Source organism: Nostoc sp., assembly GCF_036917465.1.
GTDB lineage: Bacteria > Cyanobacteriota > Cyanobacteriia > Cyanobacteriales > Nostocaceae > Nostoc.
Genome location: NZ_JBALDL010000003.1, coordinates 1 through 19327 on the forward strand (window position 1 = coordinate 1; position 19327 = coordinate 19327).

Genomic DNA, 19327 nt, shown 5'->3' on the forward strand with positions numbered 1-19327 from the left:
TGATTTATTCCCATATTACAGGGAGTGATCGTACTGTAACCGTTGGCAATACCGACAATGGCTTTGTTGAAATCTTCATCTTTAAAACCAACTGCACGCAGCATAGCTCGATTAGGCGATCGCTGCACTCCTTGCGTCACAATTTGGCTTCTTAAATTCTCCGACATCTTTTTGCTTCCCTGGCATCATCGCAACAATTGCGATTGGATTATCTGATTTTCTCATGCATACGCAGCACGATGGAACATGAGCAAGCATTGCTCATGTTCCCAGCCTCAGTTTTTTGTTAACGATTGTCTGACTTTCAAGACAATCGCTACAATTTGGCTACTTACTCGTCAATTTGACCAACGCGGCGGATATTTAAAATGTCGCTCATTTTCTTAATTTGCACGAACACTTGCTCTAGTTGAAAGCGATCGCGTATATCTATTCCTAAGTCCATCAATGCAGGTTGACCAATAGACGTTTTCACCTGAGCATGGCGGACATTAATTCCTTGGTCACTCAGCCGTGAGAGAATATCCTTTAGCACTCCTACACGGTCAAGGGCTTCAATTTGTACATCCACTGGATACGTGTGCGGACGACCGCTATTTTCTGCGCCTGGGTTCCACCTAACTGGTACTAAGCGCTCATACTCCACAGTTTCTAGATTATGGCAGCCTTGGCGATGAATTGAAATCCCCCTACCTCGCGTCACCACACCAATAATCGGTTCGCCAGGAATCGGGGTACAACACCCAGCTAAATAGTATACCAACCCCTCTACACCAACAATTGGCGAGTCACTGGCGCGAGAAGTAGTTGGAGGTGCATCTCGCAAAGCCTTTGATGTTGGTTCTTTGGGAATAAAAGGCGATACTGTGGAAACTGGCTGTTGTCCCTTGGCCACTTCTCGCCAGCGATTTAGCACTAGGTTCAACGTAATTTCTCCGTAACCCAAACCAGCGAGTAAATCTTCGACGCTGTGGTAGTTACACTTTTCGCCGACAATCTGCATTGCGTCGGACTTTAGCAGACTATCAAAACCAGTTTTACCGAGTTCCTTTTCTAACAATTCCCGTCCACGGGCAACATTTTCTTCGCGGCGCGATCGCTTGTACCATTGTTTTATCCGATATTTTGCCGCCGAACTTCTCACAAAGTTCAACCAATCCAAACTCGGATGACCGTTCTTTTGGGTGAGAACTTCGACAATATCGCCATTTTGTAGCCGTGTTGATAAAGATACCATTCGCCCATTCACCCGCGCCCCTGAACAGTGATTTCCAACTTCCGTATGAATGCGATAAGCAAAATCTACAGTGGTAGAACCGGGGCTTAAAGGCACAACATCCCCCTTAGGGGTGAAGACATAGACATCATCTTCAAATAGATTATCCTTGATGCTATCAAGATATTCTTGAGCATCCTTGAGATCGGTTTGCCATTCCAGCAGCTGCCGCAGCCAAGTAAATTTGTCATCTGTCGCTGTCAAATGGCTAATACTAGAACCCCCTGTTTCTTTGTACTTCCAATGGGCGGCAATCCCATACTCGGCGATATGATGCATTTCTATTGTCCGAATTTGCACTTCTAAAGGACGGCCAGTTAGTCCAATCACCCCAGTGTGCAACGACTGGTAACGGTTAGGCTTGGGCAATCCGATGTAGTCCTTAAATCTTCCTGGAATTGGGCGAAAAGCATCATGAACCACCGCCAACGCCCGATAGCAATCCTCATTGGTTTGAACAATAATCCGCAACGCAGCCAAATCGTAAATTTCATGAAATTCTTTTTGCTGGCGGTGCATTTTTTGATAAATGCTATAAAGGTGCTTGGGACGACCGCTAATATCCTGAAAAGCGATTCCGGTTTGCTGCAAACGTTCCCGCAAAATGTCTGTAGCCCTAGCCAATTTCTCTTCTCGTGCCGTCCGTTTTTCGGAAACATGCTCTTGCATTTGGCGGTAAGCTTCCGGTTCCAAATACTTAAAAGCCAAATCTTCCAGTTCCCATTTAATTCGCCAAATTCCCAAGCGATTGGCTAAAGGTGCGAATATATCTCGCGTTTCCTGCGCACTACGGCGGCGGCTGGCCTCTGACATATACTGTAAAGTTCGCATATTATGCAAACGATCTGCCAATTTCACCACAATTACCCGAATATCTTGCGCCATTGCCAAAAACATCCGCCGGAAGTTTTCGGCTTGGCTTTCGGTTTTGCTGGTGAAATTGATTTTAGAAAGCTTAGTGACACCTTCAACCAATTGCCGGACTTCTGGGCCAAAGCGTTCTTCTATTTCTTCACTTGTAACTTCTGTATCTTCAACAACATCATGAAGAAATCCAGCTGCTATCATAGCAGCACTGCCTCCCAAGTCACGCAGCAAGTCAGCTACAGCGATGGGATGAGCAATGTATGCTTCTCCCGATTTGCGGTATTGACCTTGATGTAGTTGGTAAGCAAATTCAAATGCCCGACCAATTAAGACTACATCATTATGCCTTCGGTCATCTTCCCCTTCGCCATTACTTGTGGATGATTCCTTCAAACATTTTTTTAACCATTCTGGAATGGCTAGATCAATTGGTGAATTAATAGCTAGACTGCTCATACAATTGGGTCTGGATAGGATCGGTAGATTAAGTGAATGATAAATAAAACTGGCAGCATCAACTGAAGAAGATGCTGTCGCCCAGAGACGGGTAGAAAAAACAGTGTCAGGATGATTTTGCAATTGCAAACGGTAGTCATCCAGTTTGAGTTTCAAGGATCATAAACTTGAAAATCTATTGATGGCAAACAAAGCCTCAAACCATCATTTGAGGCTTTTCGTGCTGATAAGTCTTTAAGAAAGTTTATTGTAGAAGAAAAATTACTTGACATTAATACTATCTTAACTAGCACTGGATGTCTTTAAACCCTGAGAAATATTTGGCACTCGTAACCTTGCTAGAGCAATTACGCACGGATGCCACAACTACCCAAATCGCTGCACCCGAACTGCGACAGCGTGTAGCCTCGTTGCAGCAATTTTTCCAACAGCAGATTGTGCCTTTGGCTGATGAAAACTGGCGAGTCCAGTCTTATCAAACGGAAATGAGTAAGCAATTGCGTTTGTTGGCAATAGATGTGATGTTTTTGCAAGGAGCGCGGCAAGCATCTACTGCACAAACGAGACTTCAGACGATTAGCGATCGCTTGACAACCCTCATTCGGTACTGTAATGCTATTCTGCAACCAGAAGCGGAAGGAGAAAAATAACAATTGTTCACCTTTTTCTCGAATTTCTCCATCATCTCATTTACAACCGTTCGTGAAAAGTTATTTTGGCAACAAGTTGGAATTGGGAATGGGGAATTGGGAATGGGGAAACACTTACTGCAACTTCCCTTCTGCTTCCTTAATCTCCTGTTCTTTGTCTCCAATAGACATCTCCAGAAATTAATTATGCGTTACCTGAAATCCTTGAGAGATGCGAATTTTTGCGTCTATACATTCTTTTTGGGAGATGCCCAATCCCCAATTCCCAATTCCCTATACCCCAATACCTTTGAGGAGAAGATTCATTGTGCGGCGCATATACGCTTCTACAGGCTCGGTTATGGGTTTAAAAATAAGTGCATAGTAGAGTGACCCACTTAAAAGGTCGATAACTAGCTCAATATCCGCATCCTTGTGTATTTCGCCTCTAGATTTTGCACGCTTAAGTACTTTAGACAAAGCTTCACGTCGGACTTTGGTATATTTTGTCCAGTAAACCTCTGCAAATTGAGGATTGCTAGATGCTGTACTAATTATCAAAGCGAGTGTCTGGCGACCAAGGGGACTATCTATTTTTTTAGCGGCATTATTAATCAAAATATCCATGTCTCCCCAAAAGCTGCCAGTATCGGGGATCGCTAAATCATCTCTGAAACTTTCTATCGCGTCTGCAACTAGTTCTTCTTTGGAAGTGTAACGCCGATAGATTGTTGTTTTTCCAACTCCAGCACGAGAAGCGATCGCTTCTATACTCATGCTCTGATATCCTACCTCTGCAAGCAAGTCTAAGGTCGCTTGCAGAATTGCTTGGTCGGCGTGGATGCTGCGTGGTCGTCCAGAAGGGCTGTTGATTTGGTTACTCATAAAAATCTCATCCCCAAGCGATATCTTCTTGGCAATTTGCTTCTACCTTTGGGTACAGAACAAACATCTGGGAAACAAATAAGCCCTACTACCCAGCTTTCATGCACGAAAACAGCAGAAACTACCATCCATCTTTAGCATAAGTATTTTTGCTACTTCTCGTTGAATTCTCCCTTGACCATTTTTATATGATACGCTACCGTAGCGTATATATACAATACTTAACTTTAGCTTCTGTGATGCCAAATAAATAGCCCAATCCAGGTATCGCATTGATACCAATTTTTCAAAATAAAGCTTTACCTAGCTTGCTTCTGGTCTTTGGCGAGTATTACGAATTACAAATTAAAATGGCTACTAATATTAAACGTTCTAGTACCGATCAATTTGGTTATGTCCACGGGCCATTGAAGTGGGCGATCGCCTTCACTGCCTCATTAGGTGCAATTTTAGAAGTTATTGATACTAGTATTGTTAACGTCGCTCTCACCGACATTCAAGCAACCTTGGGGGCAACTATAAGTGAAGTGGGTTGGGTAGTTAGCGGATATGCGATCGCTAACGTCGTCTTAATTCCCTTATCTGCATGGTTGGGAGATTACTTTGGGCGTAAAACCTACTTTATTTTCTCACTGATTGGTTTTACGATTTCCTCTGTTTTATGTGGGCTATCTTTCAATCTCCCAATGTTGATCGTCGCTCGGATTCTCCAAGGTTTATGCGGTGGTGGATTGCTAGCGAAAGCCCAGGCGATTTTGTTCGAGACTTTTTCCCCAGCCGAACAAGGTTTGGCTCAAGCAGTTTTTGGTGTGGGTGTGATTGCTGGCCCGGCAATTGGCCCAACATTAGGAGGATTCTTAGTAGATGGTTTAGGCTGGCGCTGGATTTTCTTTGTCAACATTCCCTTTGGGATCATTGCAGTAGCCATGTCTTTGGCATTTTTGCCCAAGAATAAGGACAAAAGCGATACCCAAAACCAAGCTGTTGATTGGTGGGGAATCGGGTTTTTAATTGTGGCTGTGGGCAGCTTACAAACTGTATTAGAACAAGGGGAGCAAGATGACTGGTTTTCCTCTAGTTTCATCATCACTCTGACCATTCTGGGCATTATTGGCTTGGGGTTGTTTATTTGGCGAGAACTGAAAATAGCTCACCCTGCCGTCGATTTGAGAGTTTTGCATCACCGTTCTCTAGCTGCGGGAAGCGTTCTCTCAGCAGTAGTGGGTATGGGGCTTTATGGCGCACTCTTTGCTGTGCCGATATTTGCTCAAAGTGTGCTGCAATTTACGGCAACACAGACAGGACTATTATTAGCACCTGGGGCTTTAGCGTCTGCGATCGGGATGATTTTATTAGGCAAACTCACTAGCATAGTTGATGCCCGATTTTTAATTGCGATCGGTGCTGTCGGCTCATCTGGAGTCATGTTTCAATTGGCAGCAATTACGCCACAAAGCGGGACAGACGATTTATTTTGGCCATTGGTATGGCGCGGAGCCTTTACTGTGTTTATGTTTCTCCCTTTAAGTTTGGCAGTTTTAGGGCCACTACCCAAAAAAGATGTTTCTGCTGGTTCTGGTTTCTATAACCTGACTCGACAACTAGGTGGCAGTATCGGCATTGCCCTACTGACTACTCTGCTCGATCGACGACACACTTTTCATCGAGATATCTTGTTATCAAAACTTAGTCCTTACGATCCAGAAACCAATCAGCGCCTCGATTTACTGAATGGGGCGCTGCAAAATCAAGGTATGGATGCGACAACGGCTCAACAACAAGCACTAGCTTTATTAAGTCAAACTGTAGATACTCAAGCTGCTGTTTTATCTTATGCAGATTGCTTTCGAGTCGTAGGGATTGGGTTTCTTTGCTCATTACCTTTGTTACTATTCCTAGGCAAAGGCGGTGCAGGAGTAAAAGCGCCAGTCGGTCATTAGAGGTAGAGTAAATAGCGATCGCATTAAAAGATTCATAAACACTTGATTGATTTGCCCAGGAGAACAATAAATCCAAGGCAATTCTCCATATTCTTTAATTACTTCAGTCCCACAATAGCGATCGCTAGGGTTAAGGCGACTTTGTAAAATCATCAATGCAGCTTCTAAACCCTCATGAATGTCAACCGCTTTGAATGTTGCTTCGTCTAATCGAGAGAAGTTTCGCAAAGATTTAACAATCTCGCTAATCCGTTGAGAACCTGTCTCTATTGACTGGAGTAATTTTTTAATATCCTTTTGAAGAAAATCAAGATCCAGGGCTTCAATTTCCTGCTGAATCACTAGGCTCGGATTAGGATATTTTTGCTGATATAGGAATACGGTTTGATTTCTGATAAAGATCCGCAGGGGAGCCAGTCGTGTGGGCGGGTTTCCCTCCGTTGTAGCAACTGGCTCCCCTACATACCTAATTTTGTTCAAAAATCAAATAGGAGTCCTATATATACATCAGAAAAATAAAAGCCCCGCTCAATTTTGAGCAGGAGGCTACGTAAAGTTTTATTGCTAAAATTAGAAATTACGATCTTAGAAAAAGTTCATTATTGTAATAATGCCAACACTGGTTAAGATCATTAAAGCGCCCATAATTATAGATTGGCCTAATGGATTGCTGAATTTTGAATCGTTCATTTAAGTAAAAACCCGTTTTTTAATACTTCCTTAACCATATCAAAATCAGTATAAATATCTATAAAAGCGCTGTAAAACTTAAAATTATGTAAATTTTCTCAACATATTCTTATTTTTATATTTAAGTATCAATTTTTACTTCTTGTAGTGAGCTATTCCCCATTACCACAATGTAGTAATTTCCGAACAAAATAATTACCTTATCTCCGAGCGGAATACGGGCCTTTATGGGTTAAAATAAATCTTAATCAAGGTAAAAATATTTGAACAGAAGATTATCATGACAGTCTCCACGGCATCTAGAAACCAAGCGATCGCTTTTGACTTAGAAAAATTAAATGAGCAATTTGAAACTGCCACTCCCAAAGAAATACTGGCATGGTCTATAGTGAATATCCCAACGGGATTGGTGCAAACAAGCGCCTTTAACGTGGATGACATGATAATTACCCATATTCTTTACAGCGAACTCAAGCATCCCGTTCCTGTAATTTTTCTCGACACCTTGCACCACTTCCCTGAAAGCCTAGAATTAGTAGCCAAAGCCAAAGAAATCTACAACCTGGATTTGCAAACTTTCAAAACTCCAGACGTAGAAACCCGCGAAGCCTTTGAAGCGAAATACGGCGACAAACTCTGGGACAAAGATATTGCCAAATTCCATCACATTACAAAAATTGAACCACTACTACGGGGTCTAGACGAACTCAACAGCGTCGCTTGGATTACCGGTCGCCGCCGCGATCAAGCCGTAACCCGTGGTAATATGCCCATATTTGAATTAGACGGAAAAGGTCGGCTGAAAGTAAATCCTATTGCCACTTGGACACGCCAAGACAGCTGGGTTTACGTGGCTGAACACGGAGTCATCTACAACCCACTGCACGACAAAGGTTATCCCAGTATTGGCGACGAACCTATCACCACTAGAGTCGGTGAAGGCGAAGACGAACGCGCCGGACGTTGGCGGGGAAGTGATAAAACAGAATGTGGAATTCATATTTAAGCACAACTGGAGACTGGGGAATAAAAAAATAATTTCCCCTAACTCTCCCTTGCCTTGCGGTTATATCAAGTTCAGGTGATTACTTATAATCTCAATGGAGGTTGGGTTTCGTTCCTCAACCCAACCCAAACTTATAAACAAATCAAGGTATTTTTCGATTTGGTGAAGGTATTGTTCTAGATAGAAGGATTTCTTTTAAAATCAACAAGAAGCAAATCTATTCCATTCATTATTATTGGAATTTTTTCTTCAGTAATACTTAATTCCTGAAAACATTTCTGACTATATTCTGTCTTTTCAAGAAATTGATTAATCGCTCTAATTAGTGGTAAACGCACTTCATAGCTGGCCTCAGCTTTAGAAATTGCACCCGCCGGAATGTCGTTATTTACCCGTAGAATTGCCAAGTCAATTAAATCCCTAGATTTGGTACTGGTATCATTCCAACGATCAGCATTAGCCATCAGTTTTGATGTGAATCTATCACTTATACTCAAGCAGGGAATATTTGCCCACTGAGGATAAACAGGGGGATCTAATTTAAAGTTTCCATTAGCTACAATTTCTACTTTAATAGTTGTTTCATTAACAGTAACAGGAAATCGAATCCCATACTGATTTGCTGTGCTTTCACCCAATATAATATTTGTAGTATTTATGAAGAATGCAGCAATCCCGTTATCATAAATTAAATTTCTTAAGTATCTATAATGTTCAGTTCCATAGGGAAAAAGAAAATCAATATCTTTACTAAGCCGATATTCGTCATATTCTAAAGCTAACAATGTTCCGCCTGCAAAAAGTGCCGAAGCATTTTTTAATACTTCAGGATTGAAAGCGTTAAGGATTTTAAGTATTTTATTGTGATGATCGATATTAAACATCTCTAAATCTGATAGTATCCAAGAGTTATGTTTTTTTGCCAAATAATAAATAAAGCTTTCTTCTTCCTGTTCTAGATTCTTGAAAGTATTTCTATAATGCCAGCTGCGCTGATATAATTGAATCATTTCTCCTTCGTTTAATTGATATACATTTTTTAGCTGCCAACCAATAGACTCTAAGAAAGGTAACTTTTGTGGATTGAGCATCGCAGTTAAAAAAATAATTTCTATTCAATGGGTTACTGGCGTTATGTTAGCGGAAAGTACACGACCAGAAGCTTAAGATGGTGCGTTACGACGTTCCGTCTAAGAGGTTGTTTGAAAAGTCTTGGGCTGTGATTTTAGGAACTTGTTGATCCCCCCTAACCCCCCTTAAAAAGGGGGGAACCGGAGTCAAAGTCCCCCTTTTTAAGGGGAGCCACTGCGGTCTTGGGGTCTCCCCAAGTGGAGCATGTGGCGTGGATTTAGGGGGATCTAAAACTTTTGATACCGATAAGAGAACTTTTCAAACATCCTCTAACACACCCTACATATATATTTATTTTTTCAAAAATCAAATATGATTCCTATACAAGGGTTGTCATTTTTTTGGACTACACCTTTAAAAATCTCAATGTAGCGAGGTTAGATATATATTATTGAAACGCAAACTGCCGTAAGCGATAATATGATGAGCGTGGTAATTTAACTTCATAAGAGTTGAATAAGACAAATTATGATTAAAATCCTCCATCTTTCCGACATCCACATGGGAAGCGGCTTCTCCCACGGACGAGTTAATCCTGCTACTGGATTAAATACACGATTGGAGGATTTTGTCAATACTTTGTCTGTATGTATTGACCGAGCGCTGACAGATGCTGTTGATATAGTGATATTTGGTGGCGATGCTTTCCCGGATGCTACACCACCGCCTTATGTACAACAAGCTTTTGCTAGCCAATTTCGCCGTCTCATGGATGCCAATATTCCAACAGTGCTATTGGTAGGCAACCATGACCAACATTCCCAAGGACAGGGAGGAGCGAGTTTAAATATTTACCGCACCTTGGGAGTGCCAGGGTTTGTTGTCGGAGATACATTAACTACTCACTGCATCGAAACCCGCAATGGCAAGGTGCAAGTAATTACCCTCCCTTGGTTGACCCGTTCGACTCTGATGACTCGCCAAGAGACTGAAGGTTCATCTTTGGCAGAAGTCAACGAACTTTTAACGGAACGTCTGCGAGTTGTTATGGAAGGGGAAATTCGCCGTCTTGACCCTAATGTGCCAACTGTCCTTTTGGCTCACTTGATGGCTGACAATGCTACCTTGGGCGCAGAACGCTTTTTGGCAGTAGGTAAAGGCTTTACTCTACCCCTATCTTTGCTGACGCGACCTTGTTTTGATTATGTAGCGTTGGGACACGTCCACCGCCACCAGAACCTGAATAAATCTAATAACCCACCAGTGATTTATCCGGGGAGCATTGAGCGGGTAGATTTTAGTGAAGAAAAAGAAGACAAAGGCTATGTGATGCTGGAATTAGAGCGGGGGAAGGCTGAATGGGAATTTTGTCCCTTAACAGTTCGGACTTTCCGCACCATTGAGGTGGATATCTCGAAAGCTGACGATCCGCAAGCGTTGTTAATGAAAGCGATCGCTAAGTATGATATTCAAGATGCCGTAGTGCGGCTAATTTACAAACTCCGCTCCGAACAGATGGATTTAATTGACAGTTCCTCTCTACATACTGCTTTAAGTTCCGCTCACACCTACACCATTCAAGCAGAATTAGTCAGTCAATTAGCCAGACCCCGGATTCCTGAATTGAGTGCAAGTAGCAGCATCGACCCAATGGAAGCCTTAAAAACTTACTTGAACAACCGCGAAGACCTCAAAGATATAGCAACATCAATGATGGACGCAGCACAGAAGTTGCTAGCGGATGATGTGGAAGTTTGGCTAGAAGCAGCAACTAGCGAGTAGGATAGATGCCAACTATATTTCAATACAGATTTAGTAGAGATGCCAATTTAGCGTCATCTGGAAAAACCTAACCCCATAACCTCCTTCTCGACGCGGGAAGAGGGAAATTTCAAAGTCTCTCCTTTTAGGAGAGGTTTTCCAGATAATCTAAATGCGCTTCTCTGACAATGTGCTAGAACCCTTTGATGAATTGTCCGATACAGGTTAGGATAATCCATCAATTAGAGGAAAAACTTCAAGCCCCTTAATTGGGTTGTAACATGAAAACTACCCAAATATAAATTTGGGCAGTTTTGAGAAGAGTTTGCTACTCTACTATGAATTGTTGTTTTTCTTCTAGCTAGAGGAAATTTTGGACTCAGTAAAAAAAGTTATCGAGCCTTGAATAAGCTACTCTTTACAGGTAAATCTTTTCGTTTTATGGCTTTTGTCTTACCACTAATTATCTGGTGGGGATACAAAGAAGTACAAAACCAATTTGTACAGCCGCAAGCAGTTGTAGTGTTGGGTGGTTCAACAAGACGTTTAGAGCGAGAGAAGTTCACGGCTGAATTCGTTCGCCAGCATCCAAATATACCAATTTGGATTACTGGCGGTAGTCCACCTAAATTCACCCAACGAGTGTTTACCAAAGCTGGTGTTGATCCCAAACGTTTACACTTGGACTATGAGGCCGTAGATACAGTTACTAATTTTACTACCTTGGTAGATGATTTGCAAGCTCGTGGTATCAAGAGCGTTTATTTGATTACTTCAGACTTCCACATGCGTCGAGCTTGTGTCATCGGCGAAATTATTTTGGGTAGTCGAGGTATTTATTTAAAACCAGTGCCAGTTCCTTCAGAAAAACCCTCTGAATCTCTCGAAAAATCTATCCGCGATGGAGCTAGAGCAATAGTTTGGTTAGCAACTGGTTACACCGGTGTGGATGCAGTTAAAAATAAACGGTAAATTATCAGAGCGAATTTGCCCGATCTTAAGGTAACTCAGTATAGGCAAATTAGAGCAATTAATGCCAATAATTGTGATACTAACTAAGTAATAATAGACACATGAAACTCCAAGGATCGAAAAACTAGCGCAACATCAACCCTCAAACAACAGAATATAAAAACCAATTAACAATTTTTGCTCTTTTAGCTGCTAAGTAAATACTTTACATCCACCAAAATTTCGAGTCGTGGGTTGGGTGAATGGAATTTATCTGTGTAGTTCAGGGAAAAAAACGCCCCAACTTATCTCACAATTTGATACCCTAGCTTAAACAGATTTGAAAAAAGTTAAAGCGTGGAAATTCAACTTGGGCGGGGAAAAACAGCTCGTAGAGCTTACGGAATAGATGAAATTGCTCTAGTTCCTGGTAACAGAACTCTAGACCCCAGTTTGGCAGATACTAAATGGAGTATTGGCAATATTGAGCGAGAAATCCCAATAATTGCCAGTGCGATGGATGGCGTAGTAGATGTTCGTATGGCTGTACGTTTGTCGCAGTTAGGAGCATTAGGTGTCCTCAATTTAGAGGGTATTCACACTCGCTACGTTGACCCAGAGCCAATATTAGATCGGATTGCCTCTGTGGGGAAAGATGAATTTGTTGCCCTGATGCAAGAACTCTATGCTGAACCAATAAAGCCGGAATTAATTGAAAAACGTATTCAGGAAATTAAAGAACAAGGTGGCATTGCTGCGGTAAGCGCAACTCCAGCCGGTGCAAGTAAGTACGGCGAGGCAGTGGCTAAAGCTGGGGCAGATTTATTTTTTGTACAAGCTACGGTAGTCTCTACTGCACATCTGTCACCACAGTCTGTAGTACCACTTGATTTAGCAGAATTTTGTCGTTCTATGCCCATCCCTGTAGTGTTGGGGAATTGCGTTACTTACGAAGTTACGTTGAATTTGTTGAAAGCTGGGGCGGCTGGGGTTCTGGTGGGAATTGGCCCTGGTGCTGCTTGTACATCTCGTGGGGTGTTAGGTGTGGGTGTGCCACAGGCGACTGCGATCGCAGATTGTGCAGCAGCAAGAGATGATTACTACAACGAAACTGGTAACTATATCCCCATTATTGCTGATGGCGGTTTAATCACTGGTGGCGACATTTGTAAATGCATTGCCTGTGGTGCTGATGGTGTGATGATTGGTTCCCCCTTTGCCAGAGCCGCAGAAGCCCCAGGACGAGGTTATCATTGGGGCATGGCGACTCCCAGCCCGGTGTTGCCTCGTGGAACCCGCATTCGCGTTGCCACCACCGGTAGCCTAGAGCAAATACTCATTGGGCCAGCAGGGCTAGATGATGGCACTCACAATCTTTTAGGAGCCTTAAAGACGAGTATGGGCACTTTAGGAGCCAAAAATATTAAAGAAATGCAGCAAGTGGAAGTTGTGATTGCCCCTTCCCTATTAACCGAAGGTAAAGTTTACCAAAAAGCTCAACAATTAGGTATGGGGAAATAAAATTTGGGCATGGGGCATGGGGCATGGGGCATGGGGCATGGGGCATGGGGCATGGGGCAGACAATTCCCAATTCCCAATGCCCAATTCATCAATAAATCTTTCCAGCCCCCTAAACAATTGCTGGAAAAATCCTATATGTCGCCTACAATAGAGATAGCGGAGACGAATGTTTCCGTTCACTCCTCACACCACACTCCGCCCGGACTACTGTTCGGGCGGTTCCTTATGTTTGTAAATAAAATAAGAGAGCTTCTTTGCAAATGTACATCCTTAGACTCCCAAGCTGAGGTTTTTGCTATGGTAGAATTTTCACCAAGCTCAGATATTATTGGCGAAGGTTTTAGGCATGTCAACAGCCGCACAAGTTACCGACTCTAGTTTCAAGCAAGAAGTACTCGACAGCGATGTACCAGTTTTAGTTGACTTTTGGGCACCCTGGTGCGGACCATGCCGTATGGTAGCTCCTGTTGTCGAGGAAATCAAACTACAGTACGAAGGTCAAATTAAGGTCGTCAAAGTCAACACGGATGAAAATCCTCAAGTTGCTAGTCAGTACGGCATCCGCAGCATTCCTACATTAATGATTTTTAAAGATGGACAAAAAGTCGATATGGTGGTAGGTGCTGTACCTAAAAGTACATTATCTTCCACTCTAGAAAAGTATCTTTGAAACTCAATTGGTAACAAAACCCTCTTGAGTTATCCATGTTGTTCTAACGTTAGGTTAATTTTTATCAACAAGTTTGAGAGACGCGAATTCCTCGTTTTTCAAACTTGTTTACATTTGTATACAATTTAAGAATATTTTTAGGAGTTTTCTAGCTCAAAAATAATTATTTAATTCCCACACTACCAATTTCCACCGCTAGCGCCGCCAACAGAAAGCTCAGAAGCTGAGTTACAATCATTCCACCTTCTGCACCAATCCACTGGTCAATCAGATTTGCTAAACGCAAAATCAACCAAGTAATAAACATCGCTCTTAAGATACCCACCGCCCCACTAAGATACGGACTCTGTGATTTAGACATCAGCGCATTAGCGTCGTCAAAGTCCCAGGCTCCGCTAATAGTAGTAAAGCTAGTGGAGTAATTGCAACATCCCGTCCTTCTTCAATAATTGGCTGATCTAATTCTCCCCGCAGCATTTGCAAAGCAATTAACAGCAACAATAGTCCTCCTCCGACTCGGAAAGAGCCAATACTAATTTCCAAATAATTTAGAATTACTTGCCCAGCAAAAGCAAATAGCAATTATCGTTGCGATCGCAACGATAATTGCCTTATCTATAACTTTGTTTCTTTGGTCTGGCATGATGCCCTTAGTCAAAACTAAAACAATCGGTATATTGCCCACAGTATCCGCCAAGAAAAACACAGCGTTAACAATTCAAAATTCAAAATTCAAACATTTTAGACAATTTCAGACGTTCGCGTAGCGTCTCCCCTTCTCCCAAAGGGAGAGGCTAGCGCCAAGGGAGAAGAGGAGCAACTCCGGGGGATTTAAACCGCGACTGAAACTGGGGCTACCTTTATGGTTGGAGTCTTAAACCCTTTTATTTACGATAAATGTTTGAATGAGAATAGAAATATCCACGGTAGACAGCTTTTATCAAGGTTTGATCGCAATCTAAGCCTTATCTTGCTCAGTGTGCTAAGACCCAGAGAAAGATTAAAATCGATAATAAAACAAGCCTCTTAAAGAAAATCTTCGCTGACGCATTTCTAATTAAGTTCCACAGATGTTGAAGTAGCGATATATTTTGATAATCTATCTTCGATAAATCAACTGTTCGTTGTTGAATCTATGAAGCCTTATTTAGCCGCCGCTATTCAATTGACAAGTGTGTCCGATCTACACAAAAATTTGGCTCAGGCAGAAGAATTAATCGAGCTTGCCGTGCGTCAAGGTGCTGAATTGGTAGGCTTGCCAGAAAACTTTTCCTATATGGGAGAAGAAAAAGATAAACTCGCACAAGGTGATGCGATCGCTATTGAAAGTGAAAAATTTCTCAAAAAAATGGCTCAACGCTTTCAAGTTACGATCTTGGGCGGCAGCTTTCCACTTCCCGTAGACAATACAGGCAAAGTTTATAACACCACTCTACTCATCGATCCAAGCGGTCAAGAACTTACCCGCTACTACAAAGTACACTTATTTGATGTTGATGTCCCCGACGGTAACACCTATCGGGAATCCAGCACTGTTGTGGCTGGTACACAACTACCCCCTGTCCATTTCTCAGAAAAACTTGGTAATTTAGGGCTTTCTATTTGTTATGATGTCCGCTTCCCTGAACTATACCGTCATCTGGCAGACAAGGGAGCCGATGTTATCTTTATTCCCGCCGCGTTTACCGCCTTTACTGGCAAAGACCACTGGCAAGTACTACTACAAGCCAGAGCCATCGAAAATACTGCCTACGTCATTGCTCCTGCCCAAACAGGCAATAACTACGCCCGCCGTCTAACCCACGGACACGCCGTTATTATCGACCCTTGGGGCGTAATTTTAGCCGATGCCGGAGAAAAACCGGGAATTGCGATCGCAGAAATCAAGCCTACTAGGTTAGAACAAGTCCGCCGTCAAATGCCCTCCTTACAACATCGGGTGTTCTAAGAATTGGGAACTGGGGATTGGTAATTGGGGACTGGGCAGAATAACTTTTAACTCCTAAGTCAGCACCCGCTAAACGCCCCGTTACCGCTAACACTACTCTCAATCCCCAGTCCTGATGAATAAAACAAAAAACCGGGTGGCATTGAAGTCACCCAGTTTATCTCAAGATTACAATTTTCAACTTCTCGGAACATAGGAGTGCTTCGGCTCCTATTTGTAAATTAAAGAAATTGGGAATTAGAAAGATTCTAGCAAAGGGCTATCTTAACCCAGTCCCTATTCCCCAATCCCCAGTCCCTTTTATTAATTAAACTTTAGCAGCAGCTTTGGTGACAACGTTGAGTTCACCCTTAGCATACTTAGCAGCAAAATCTTCCAAAGAAATTTGCTTAATCTTGCTTGCGTTGCCAGCTGTGCCAAATTGCTGATAGCGTTCAGTACAAACCTTCTGCATGTATGTAATAGAAGGCTTGAGGAAGTGACGGGGGTCAAATTCCTCTGGTTTTTTAGCCAAAGCTTCACGTACAGCAGCTGTAATAGCCAAACGGTTATCGGTGTCGATATTTACCTTACGTACACCGCTCTTGATCCCTTTTTGGATTTCTTCTACAGGTACACCGTAGGTTTCAGGAATTGCACCACCATACTGGTTAATCAGCGCCAGTAAATCTTCAGGTACAGAAGAAGAACCATGCATTACCAAGTGGGTGTTAGGCAGACGGCGGTGAATTTCTTCAATGCGGCTGATTGCCAAAATTTCCCCAGTCGGCTTGCGGGTAAACTTGTAAGCACCGTGGCTTGTGCCAATGGCAACAGCCAAAGCATCTACTTGGGTTGCTTCTACGAAGTCAACAGCTTCATCGGGGTCAGTTAATAGTTGAGAGTGGTCAAGTGTACCTTCAAAGCCGTGACCATCTTCAGCTTCACCAGCACCAGTTTCTAGAGAACCCAAACAACCTAGTTCACCTTCAACGCTGACACCCAAAGCATGAGCTACATTTACAACTTCGCGGGTAACATTAACGTTGTACTCGAAGCTAGCGGGGGTTTTCGCATCAGCTTCTAAAGATCCATCCATCATCACGCTGGTGAAGTTGTTCTTCATTGCTGAGTAGCAAGTAGAAGGCGCATTACCATGATCTTGGTGCATGACAATGGGAATCTGAGGATAGGTTTCTACGGCTGCCAAAATCAGGTGGCGGAGAAAGTTTTCTCCTGCATAATTACGAGCGCCGCGTGAAGCTTGCAAAATTACGGGGCTATCTGTCTCGACAGCAGCCTTCATGATCGCCTGAATCTGCTCCAAATTGTTAACGTTGAAAGCTGGGATGCCGTAACCGTTTTCAGCTGCGTGATCCAACAGCAGCCGCAGTGGTACAAGCGCCATAGATAGTCCTCCTAATGTGGTTGTCAGCTAGTCGGTCTGAGAAAAGCGTATTTATTACGCTAAATTTTAAGAGTTTTTTCAACTTATAGGAAATTATAACTACTGTCGTGTGTCTATGTTGAAAAAGTTTACGCCATTGTTACTATAAAATATGTTCTATACTGCTGTACTATGCGCCATAGTTGCTCTGTATTGCTGTACATTTAGTTACCCTACAGCTAGTAGCTCTGGTAGCCCAGTATCCAAAATGGTTATTTCAAACTGTTTGGGTGATAAATGCTGTGATTGTCTTTTCCTTTGACTATTGCATTTAGGAGTATATTATACATAGCTAATGCGATCGCGCTGACAATTAACAAGGTGCGTTAGCCAAAGCATAACGCACCTTACAAGATCAAGCGATCGCACTGTAAAGAACAATTTAGTTTACGTTGCAACTTGATTGCTGGACTCCTCAACTACGAACTTGCTCTGTTTTCTTGATTATTGCAAGAGGTCTAATGAAAATTCGCCACACAATAAATCAAGTTTCTCATGCATATTAAAATAGACGAGCTAAACGGTTCCGAGATATATGAACTATTGCAAGAACATCTTCAGAGTATGGCTCTACACTCGCCGCCTGAAAGTGTACATGCCCTAGATATTGAGGCATTACGCAAACCGGAAATTACGTTTTGGACTGTATGGGAAAGTGATGTGCTACTTGGCTGTGGAGCAGTCAAAGAGCTGGACTCTCAACATGCCGAAATCAAGTCTATGCGAACATCTTCCTTACATCTTAGAAAAGGTGTTGCGAAAAATCTTCTTAATAACATATTTGAAGAAGCAAAGCACCGTTATTATAGTCGGTTAAGTTTAGAAACGAGATCAATAGTATTCGAGCCTGCTCGTAGGCTATACGCTAATTTTGGCTTTACATATTACGAACCGTTTGTGGATGATGTTGAAGATTGGCATAGCGTATTTATGACAAAAGAGCTTTGAGTTATTTATTTCGAGAGGAGAGTGCTATGAAGTTATAATACGTCCAAAATCAATCCCTTAGATTTAGCTATGGGGTTAGTCTAAGCTGAGGCACTCAGCACTCGTGAAAAATTCCCTAATAATAAAACTCGCTTTTACTTTCATCTCAAAAGCTTCAGCCAGTATTCCTTAAAATTTTATATGGGTCGCCCGGGATTCGAACCCGGAACTAATCGGTTAAAAGCCGAGTACTCTACCGTTGAGTTAGCGACCCTTTCGCTGTATTTCGCAACTTTGCCATCATAGCATATACATCTGTAGATTTGTAAAGAGGTTTAGAAAAAATTAGCCGTCAACCTTACAGATGCTGTGTGGCTAGCTCCTGGTGCTAATACAGTCAGGTTATCACCAGTATTGAGAGAGTTACGGGTGGCACTCCACGGTTCTAAACAGTAGAATTCTTTGCCTTTGACTGTCCAAAATACCAGCCAGGTAGAGAAATCATCATAATCCAAGGTGAGTTTTAACTTCCGGCTGCCATCTATCGCAGTGGCCGATTGACTTGTTAACTGTCCAAAGGCAAAATCAATTTCATCACGGCTAAAGTCAAAATTGCCATCAAAAGAGTAAAATTCCTTAGTTTGATTGTCTTGATACTGCTTAGAAGGAATTTCAAGCTCTAGCTGAGTTTTATCACCACATAGAAAGTAGGGATGGAAACCAGCCGAAAAGGGCATTGGTGTAGATGACAAGTTTTTATACTGCTGCTGGACTTCTAGAGTATTACCTTGAAGTTTGTAGGTGAAAGCCAGCTGAAAATCAAAAGGATAAACTGCCTTGGTTTGCTCATTGCTATCAAGAACAACAGTGAGACTAGCTTTATCTCCAGTTTCTTGTTCTGTTGCTTTCCACGGCAATTCACGGGCAAAACCGTGTTGTTTTAGAGTATATTTTTGCCCGTCATGAGTGTAAGTATTATCTGGTAGATTGCCACAAATAGGAAACAAAATTGGATTCCCACCTCTGACACTCAAATCAGGATGAGTAAAGCGTTCAGTGTCCAGATAGAAAATTTCTTGCCCTCGAATCCGCCAACGGGTGATGATACCACCGCGTTCTGGTACCACTTCCAATTGAGAACTAGCGGCTTCGTCAGAAAGAATGTACGTCTTGTACTGTTGCTGTTGAACTGCAATGCTAAACACAAATTTTAGTCCTGGGATTAGGGATTGGGGATTAGGGATTAGGGATTGGGGATTAGGATTCAAGTAACTCTTTCCCAGTTCCCAGTCCCCAGTCCCC

Annotated in this window: 18 protein-coding genes and 1 tRNA gene; 9 read left to right on the forward strand and 10 right to left on the reverse strand. The window is 42.4% G+C overall.

What is annotated here, in order from left to right; translation table 11 throughout:
• Positions 1–331: 331 nt before the first annotated feature.
• A complete protein-coding gene (locus V7K38_RS00410) occupies positions 332–2599 on the reverse strand; it encodes a RelA/SpoT family protein (protein WP_334854806.1) in 2268 nt (755 codons plus the stop codon).
• A 296-nt stretch (positions 2600–2895) separates the two neighbouring features.
• Here V7K38_RS00410 and patD point away from each other — a divergent pair, with 296 nt between their 5' ends.
• On the forward strand, positions 2896–3249 hold the full coding sequence (gene patD / locus V7K38_RS00415) for a heterocyst frequency control protein PatD (RefSeq protein ID WP_334854747.1): 354 nt from the start codon (positions 2896–2898) through the stop codon (positions 3247–3249).
• Positions 3250–3522: 273 nt separating this feature from the next.
• Here patD and V7K38_RS00420 read toward each other — a convergent pair whose 3' ends face one another.
• Positions 3523–4113 carry a TetR/AcrR family transcriptional regulator gene (locus V7K38_RS00420; RefSeq protein ID WP_334854748.1) on the reverse strand — a complete coding sequence of 197 codons (591 nt, stop codon included), beginning with the start codon at positions 4111–4113 and terminating at the stop codon, positions 3523–3525.
• Between the two features lie 350 nt (positions 4114–4463).
• On the opposite strand from V7K38_RS00420, the gene V7K38_RS00425 reads away from it, so the two are divergent.
• Positions 4464–6053 (forward strand): DHA2 family efflux MFS transporter permease subunit, encoded by a 1590-nt coding sequence (locus V7K38_RS00425; RefSeq protein ID WP_334854749.1) that lies wholly within the window; start codon positions 4464–4466, stop codon positions 6051–6053.
• Here V7K38_RS00425 and V7K38_RS00430 read toward each other — a convergent pair.
• On the reverse strand, positions 6009–6533 hold the full coding sequence (locus V7K38_RS00430; RefSeq protein ID WP_334854750.1) for a sensor histidine kinase: 525 nt from the start codon (positions 6531–6533) through the stop codon (positions 6009–6011). The genes V7K38_RS00425 and V7K38_RS00430 overlap by 45 nt on opposite strands.
• 490 nt (positions 6534–7023) lie before the next feature.
• On the opposite strand from V7K38_RS00430, the gene cysH reads away from it, so the two are divergent.
• On the forward strand, positions 7024–7749 hold the full coding sequence (gene cysH, locus V7K38_RS00435; protein WP_334854751.1) for a phosphoadenosine phosphosulfate reductase: 726 nt from the start codon (positions 7024–7026) through the stop codon (positions 7747–7749).
• Between the two features lie 176 nt (positions 7750–7925).
• On the opposite strand, the gene V7K38_RS00440 is transcribed toward cysH, so the two are convergent.
• Positions 7926–8840 carry a nucleotidyl transferase AbiEii/AbiGii toxin family protein gene (locus tag V7K38_RS00440; protein ID WP_334854752.1) on the reverse strand — a complete coding sequence of 305 codons (915 nt, stop codon included), beginning with the start codon at positions 8838–8840 and terminating at the stop codon, positions 7926–7928.
• A gap of 508 nt (positions 8841–9348) precedes the next feature.
• Here V7K38_RS00440 and V7K38_RS00445 point away from each other — a divergent pair.
• The 4 genes from V7K38_RS00445 (at position 9349) to trxA (ending at position 13724) form a co-directional block, all read left to right on the forward strand.
• Positions 9349–10602 carry an exonuclease SbcCD subunit D gene (locus V7K38_RS00445; RefSeq protein ID WP_334854753.1) on the forward strand — a complete coding sequence of 418 codons (1254 nt, stop codon included), beginning with the start codon at positions 9349–9351 and terminating at the stop codon, positions 10600–10602.
• A gap of 420 nt (positions 10603–11022) precedes the next feature.
• Complete coding sequence (locus tag V7K38_RS00450; RefSeq protein ID WP_334854807.1) at positions 11023–11553, forward strand: YdcF family protein; 531 nt, start codon at positions 11023–11025, stop codon at positions 11551–11553.
• A 336-nt stretch (positions 11554–11889) separates the two neighbouring features.
• Positions 11890–13053 carry a GuaB3 family IMP dehydrogenase-related protein gene (locus tag V7K38_RS00455; RefSeq protein ID WP_334854754.1) on the forward strand — a complete coding sequence of 388 codons (1164 nt, stop codon included), beginning with the start codon at positions 11890–11892 and terminating at the stop codon, positions 13051–13053.
• A 347-nt stretch (positions 13054–13400) separates the two neighbouring features.
• Positions 13401–13724: a thioredoxin gene (trxA, locus tag V7K38_RS00460; RefSeq protein ID WP_334854755.1), complete on the forward strand. Its 324-nt coding sequence runs from the start codon at positions 13401–13403 to the stop codon at positions 13722–13724.
• A 163-nt stretch (positions 13725–13887) separates the two neighbouring features.
• Here the strand turns inward: trxA and V7K38_RS00465 are convergent, their stop codons facing one another.
• The 3 genes from V7K38_RS00465 to V7K38_RS00475 are packed head-to-tail and all read right to left on the reverse strand — an operon-like array spanning position 13888 to position 14430.
• On the reverse strand, positions 13888–14085 hold the full coding sequence (locus tag V7K38_RS00465; protein WP_334854756.1) for a MarC family protein: 198 nt from the start codon (positions 14083–14085) through the stop codon (positions 13888–13890).
• Entirely contained in the window at positions 14085–14267 is a 183-nt protein-coding gene (locus V7K38_RS00470; protein WP_334854757.1) for a MarC family protein, read from the reverse strand. The genes V7K38_RS00465 and V7K38_RS00470 overlap by 1 nt, the downstream gene beginning before the upstream one ends.
• Positions 14257–14430 carry a MarC family protein gene (locus V7K38_RS00475; protein ID WP_334854758.1) on the reverse strand — a complete coding sequence of 58 codons (174 nt, stop codon included), beginning with the start codon at positions 14428–14430 and terminating at the stop codon, positions 14257–14259. The genes V7K38_RS00470 and V7K38_RS00475 overlap by 11 nt, the downstream gene beginning before the upstream one ends.
• A 429-nt stretch (positions 14431–14859) precedes the next feature.
• Here V7K38_RS00475 and V7K38_RS00480 point away from each other — a divergent pair, with 429 nt between their 5' ends.
• Entirely contained in the window at positions 14860–15672 is an 813-nt protein-coding gene (locus tag V7K38_RS00480) for a carbon-nitrogen hydrolase family protein (protein ID WP_334854759.1), read from the forward strand.
• 307 nt (positions 15673–15979) lie between these two features.
• Here V7K38_RS00480 and fba read toward each other — a convergent pair whose 3' ends face one another.
• A complete protein-coding gene (gene fba / locus V7K38_RS00485; RefSeq protein ID WP_196525303.1) occupies positions 15980–17059 on the reverse strand; it encodes a class II fructose-bisphosphate aldolase in 1080 nt (359 codons plus the stop codon).
• Positions 17060–17593: 534 nt separating this feature from the next.
• On the opposite strand from fba, the gene V7K38_RS00490 reads away from it, so the two are divergent.
• Positions 17594–18046: a GNAT family N-acetyltransferase gene (locus V7K38_RS00490; protein ID WP_334854760.1), complete on the forward strand. Its 453-nt coding sequence runs from the start codon at positions 17594–17596 to the stop codon at positions 18044–18046.
• A 181-nt stretch (positions 18047–18227) separates the two neighbouring features.
• Here the strand turns inward: V7K38_RS00490 and V7K38_RS00495 are convergent.
• Both V7K38_RS00495 and V7K38_RS00500 read right to left on the reverse strand, forming a co-directional pair.
• Positions 18228–18299 (reverse strand) — tRNA-Lys (locus V7K38_RS00495).
• Between the two features lie 61 nt (positions 18300–18360).
• Positions 18361–19230 (reverse strand): aldose epimerase family protein, encoded by an 870-nt coding sequence (locus V7K38_RS00500; RefSeq protein WP_334854761.1) that lies wholly within the window; start codon positions 19228–19230, stop codon positions 18361–18363.
• Between the last annotated feature and the right edge of the window lie 97 nt (positions 19231–19327).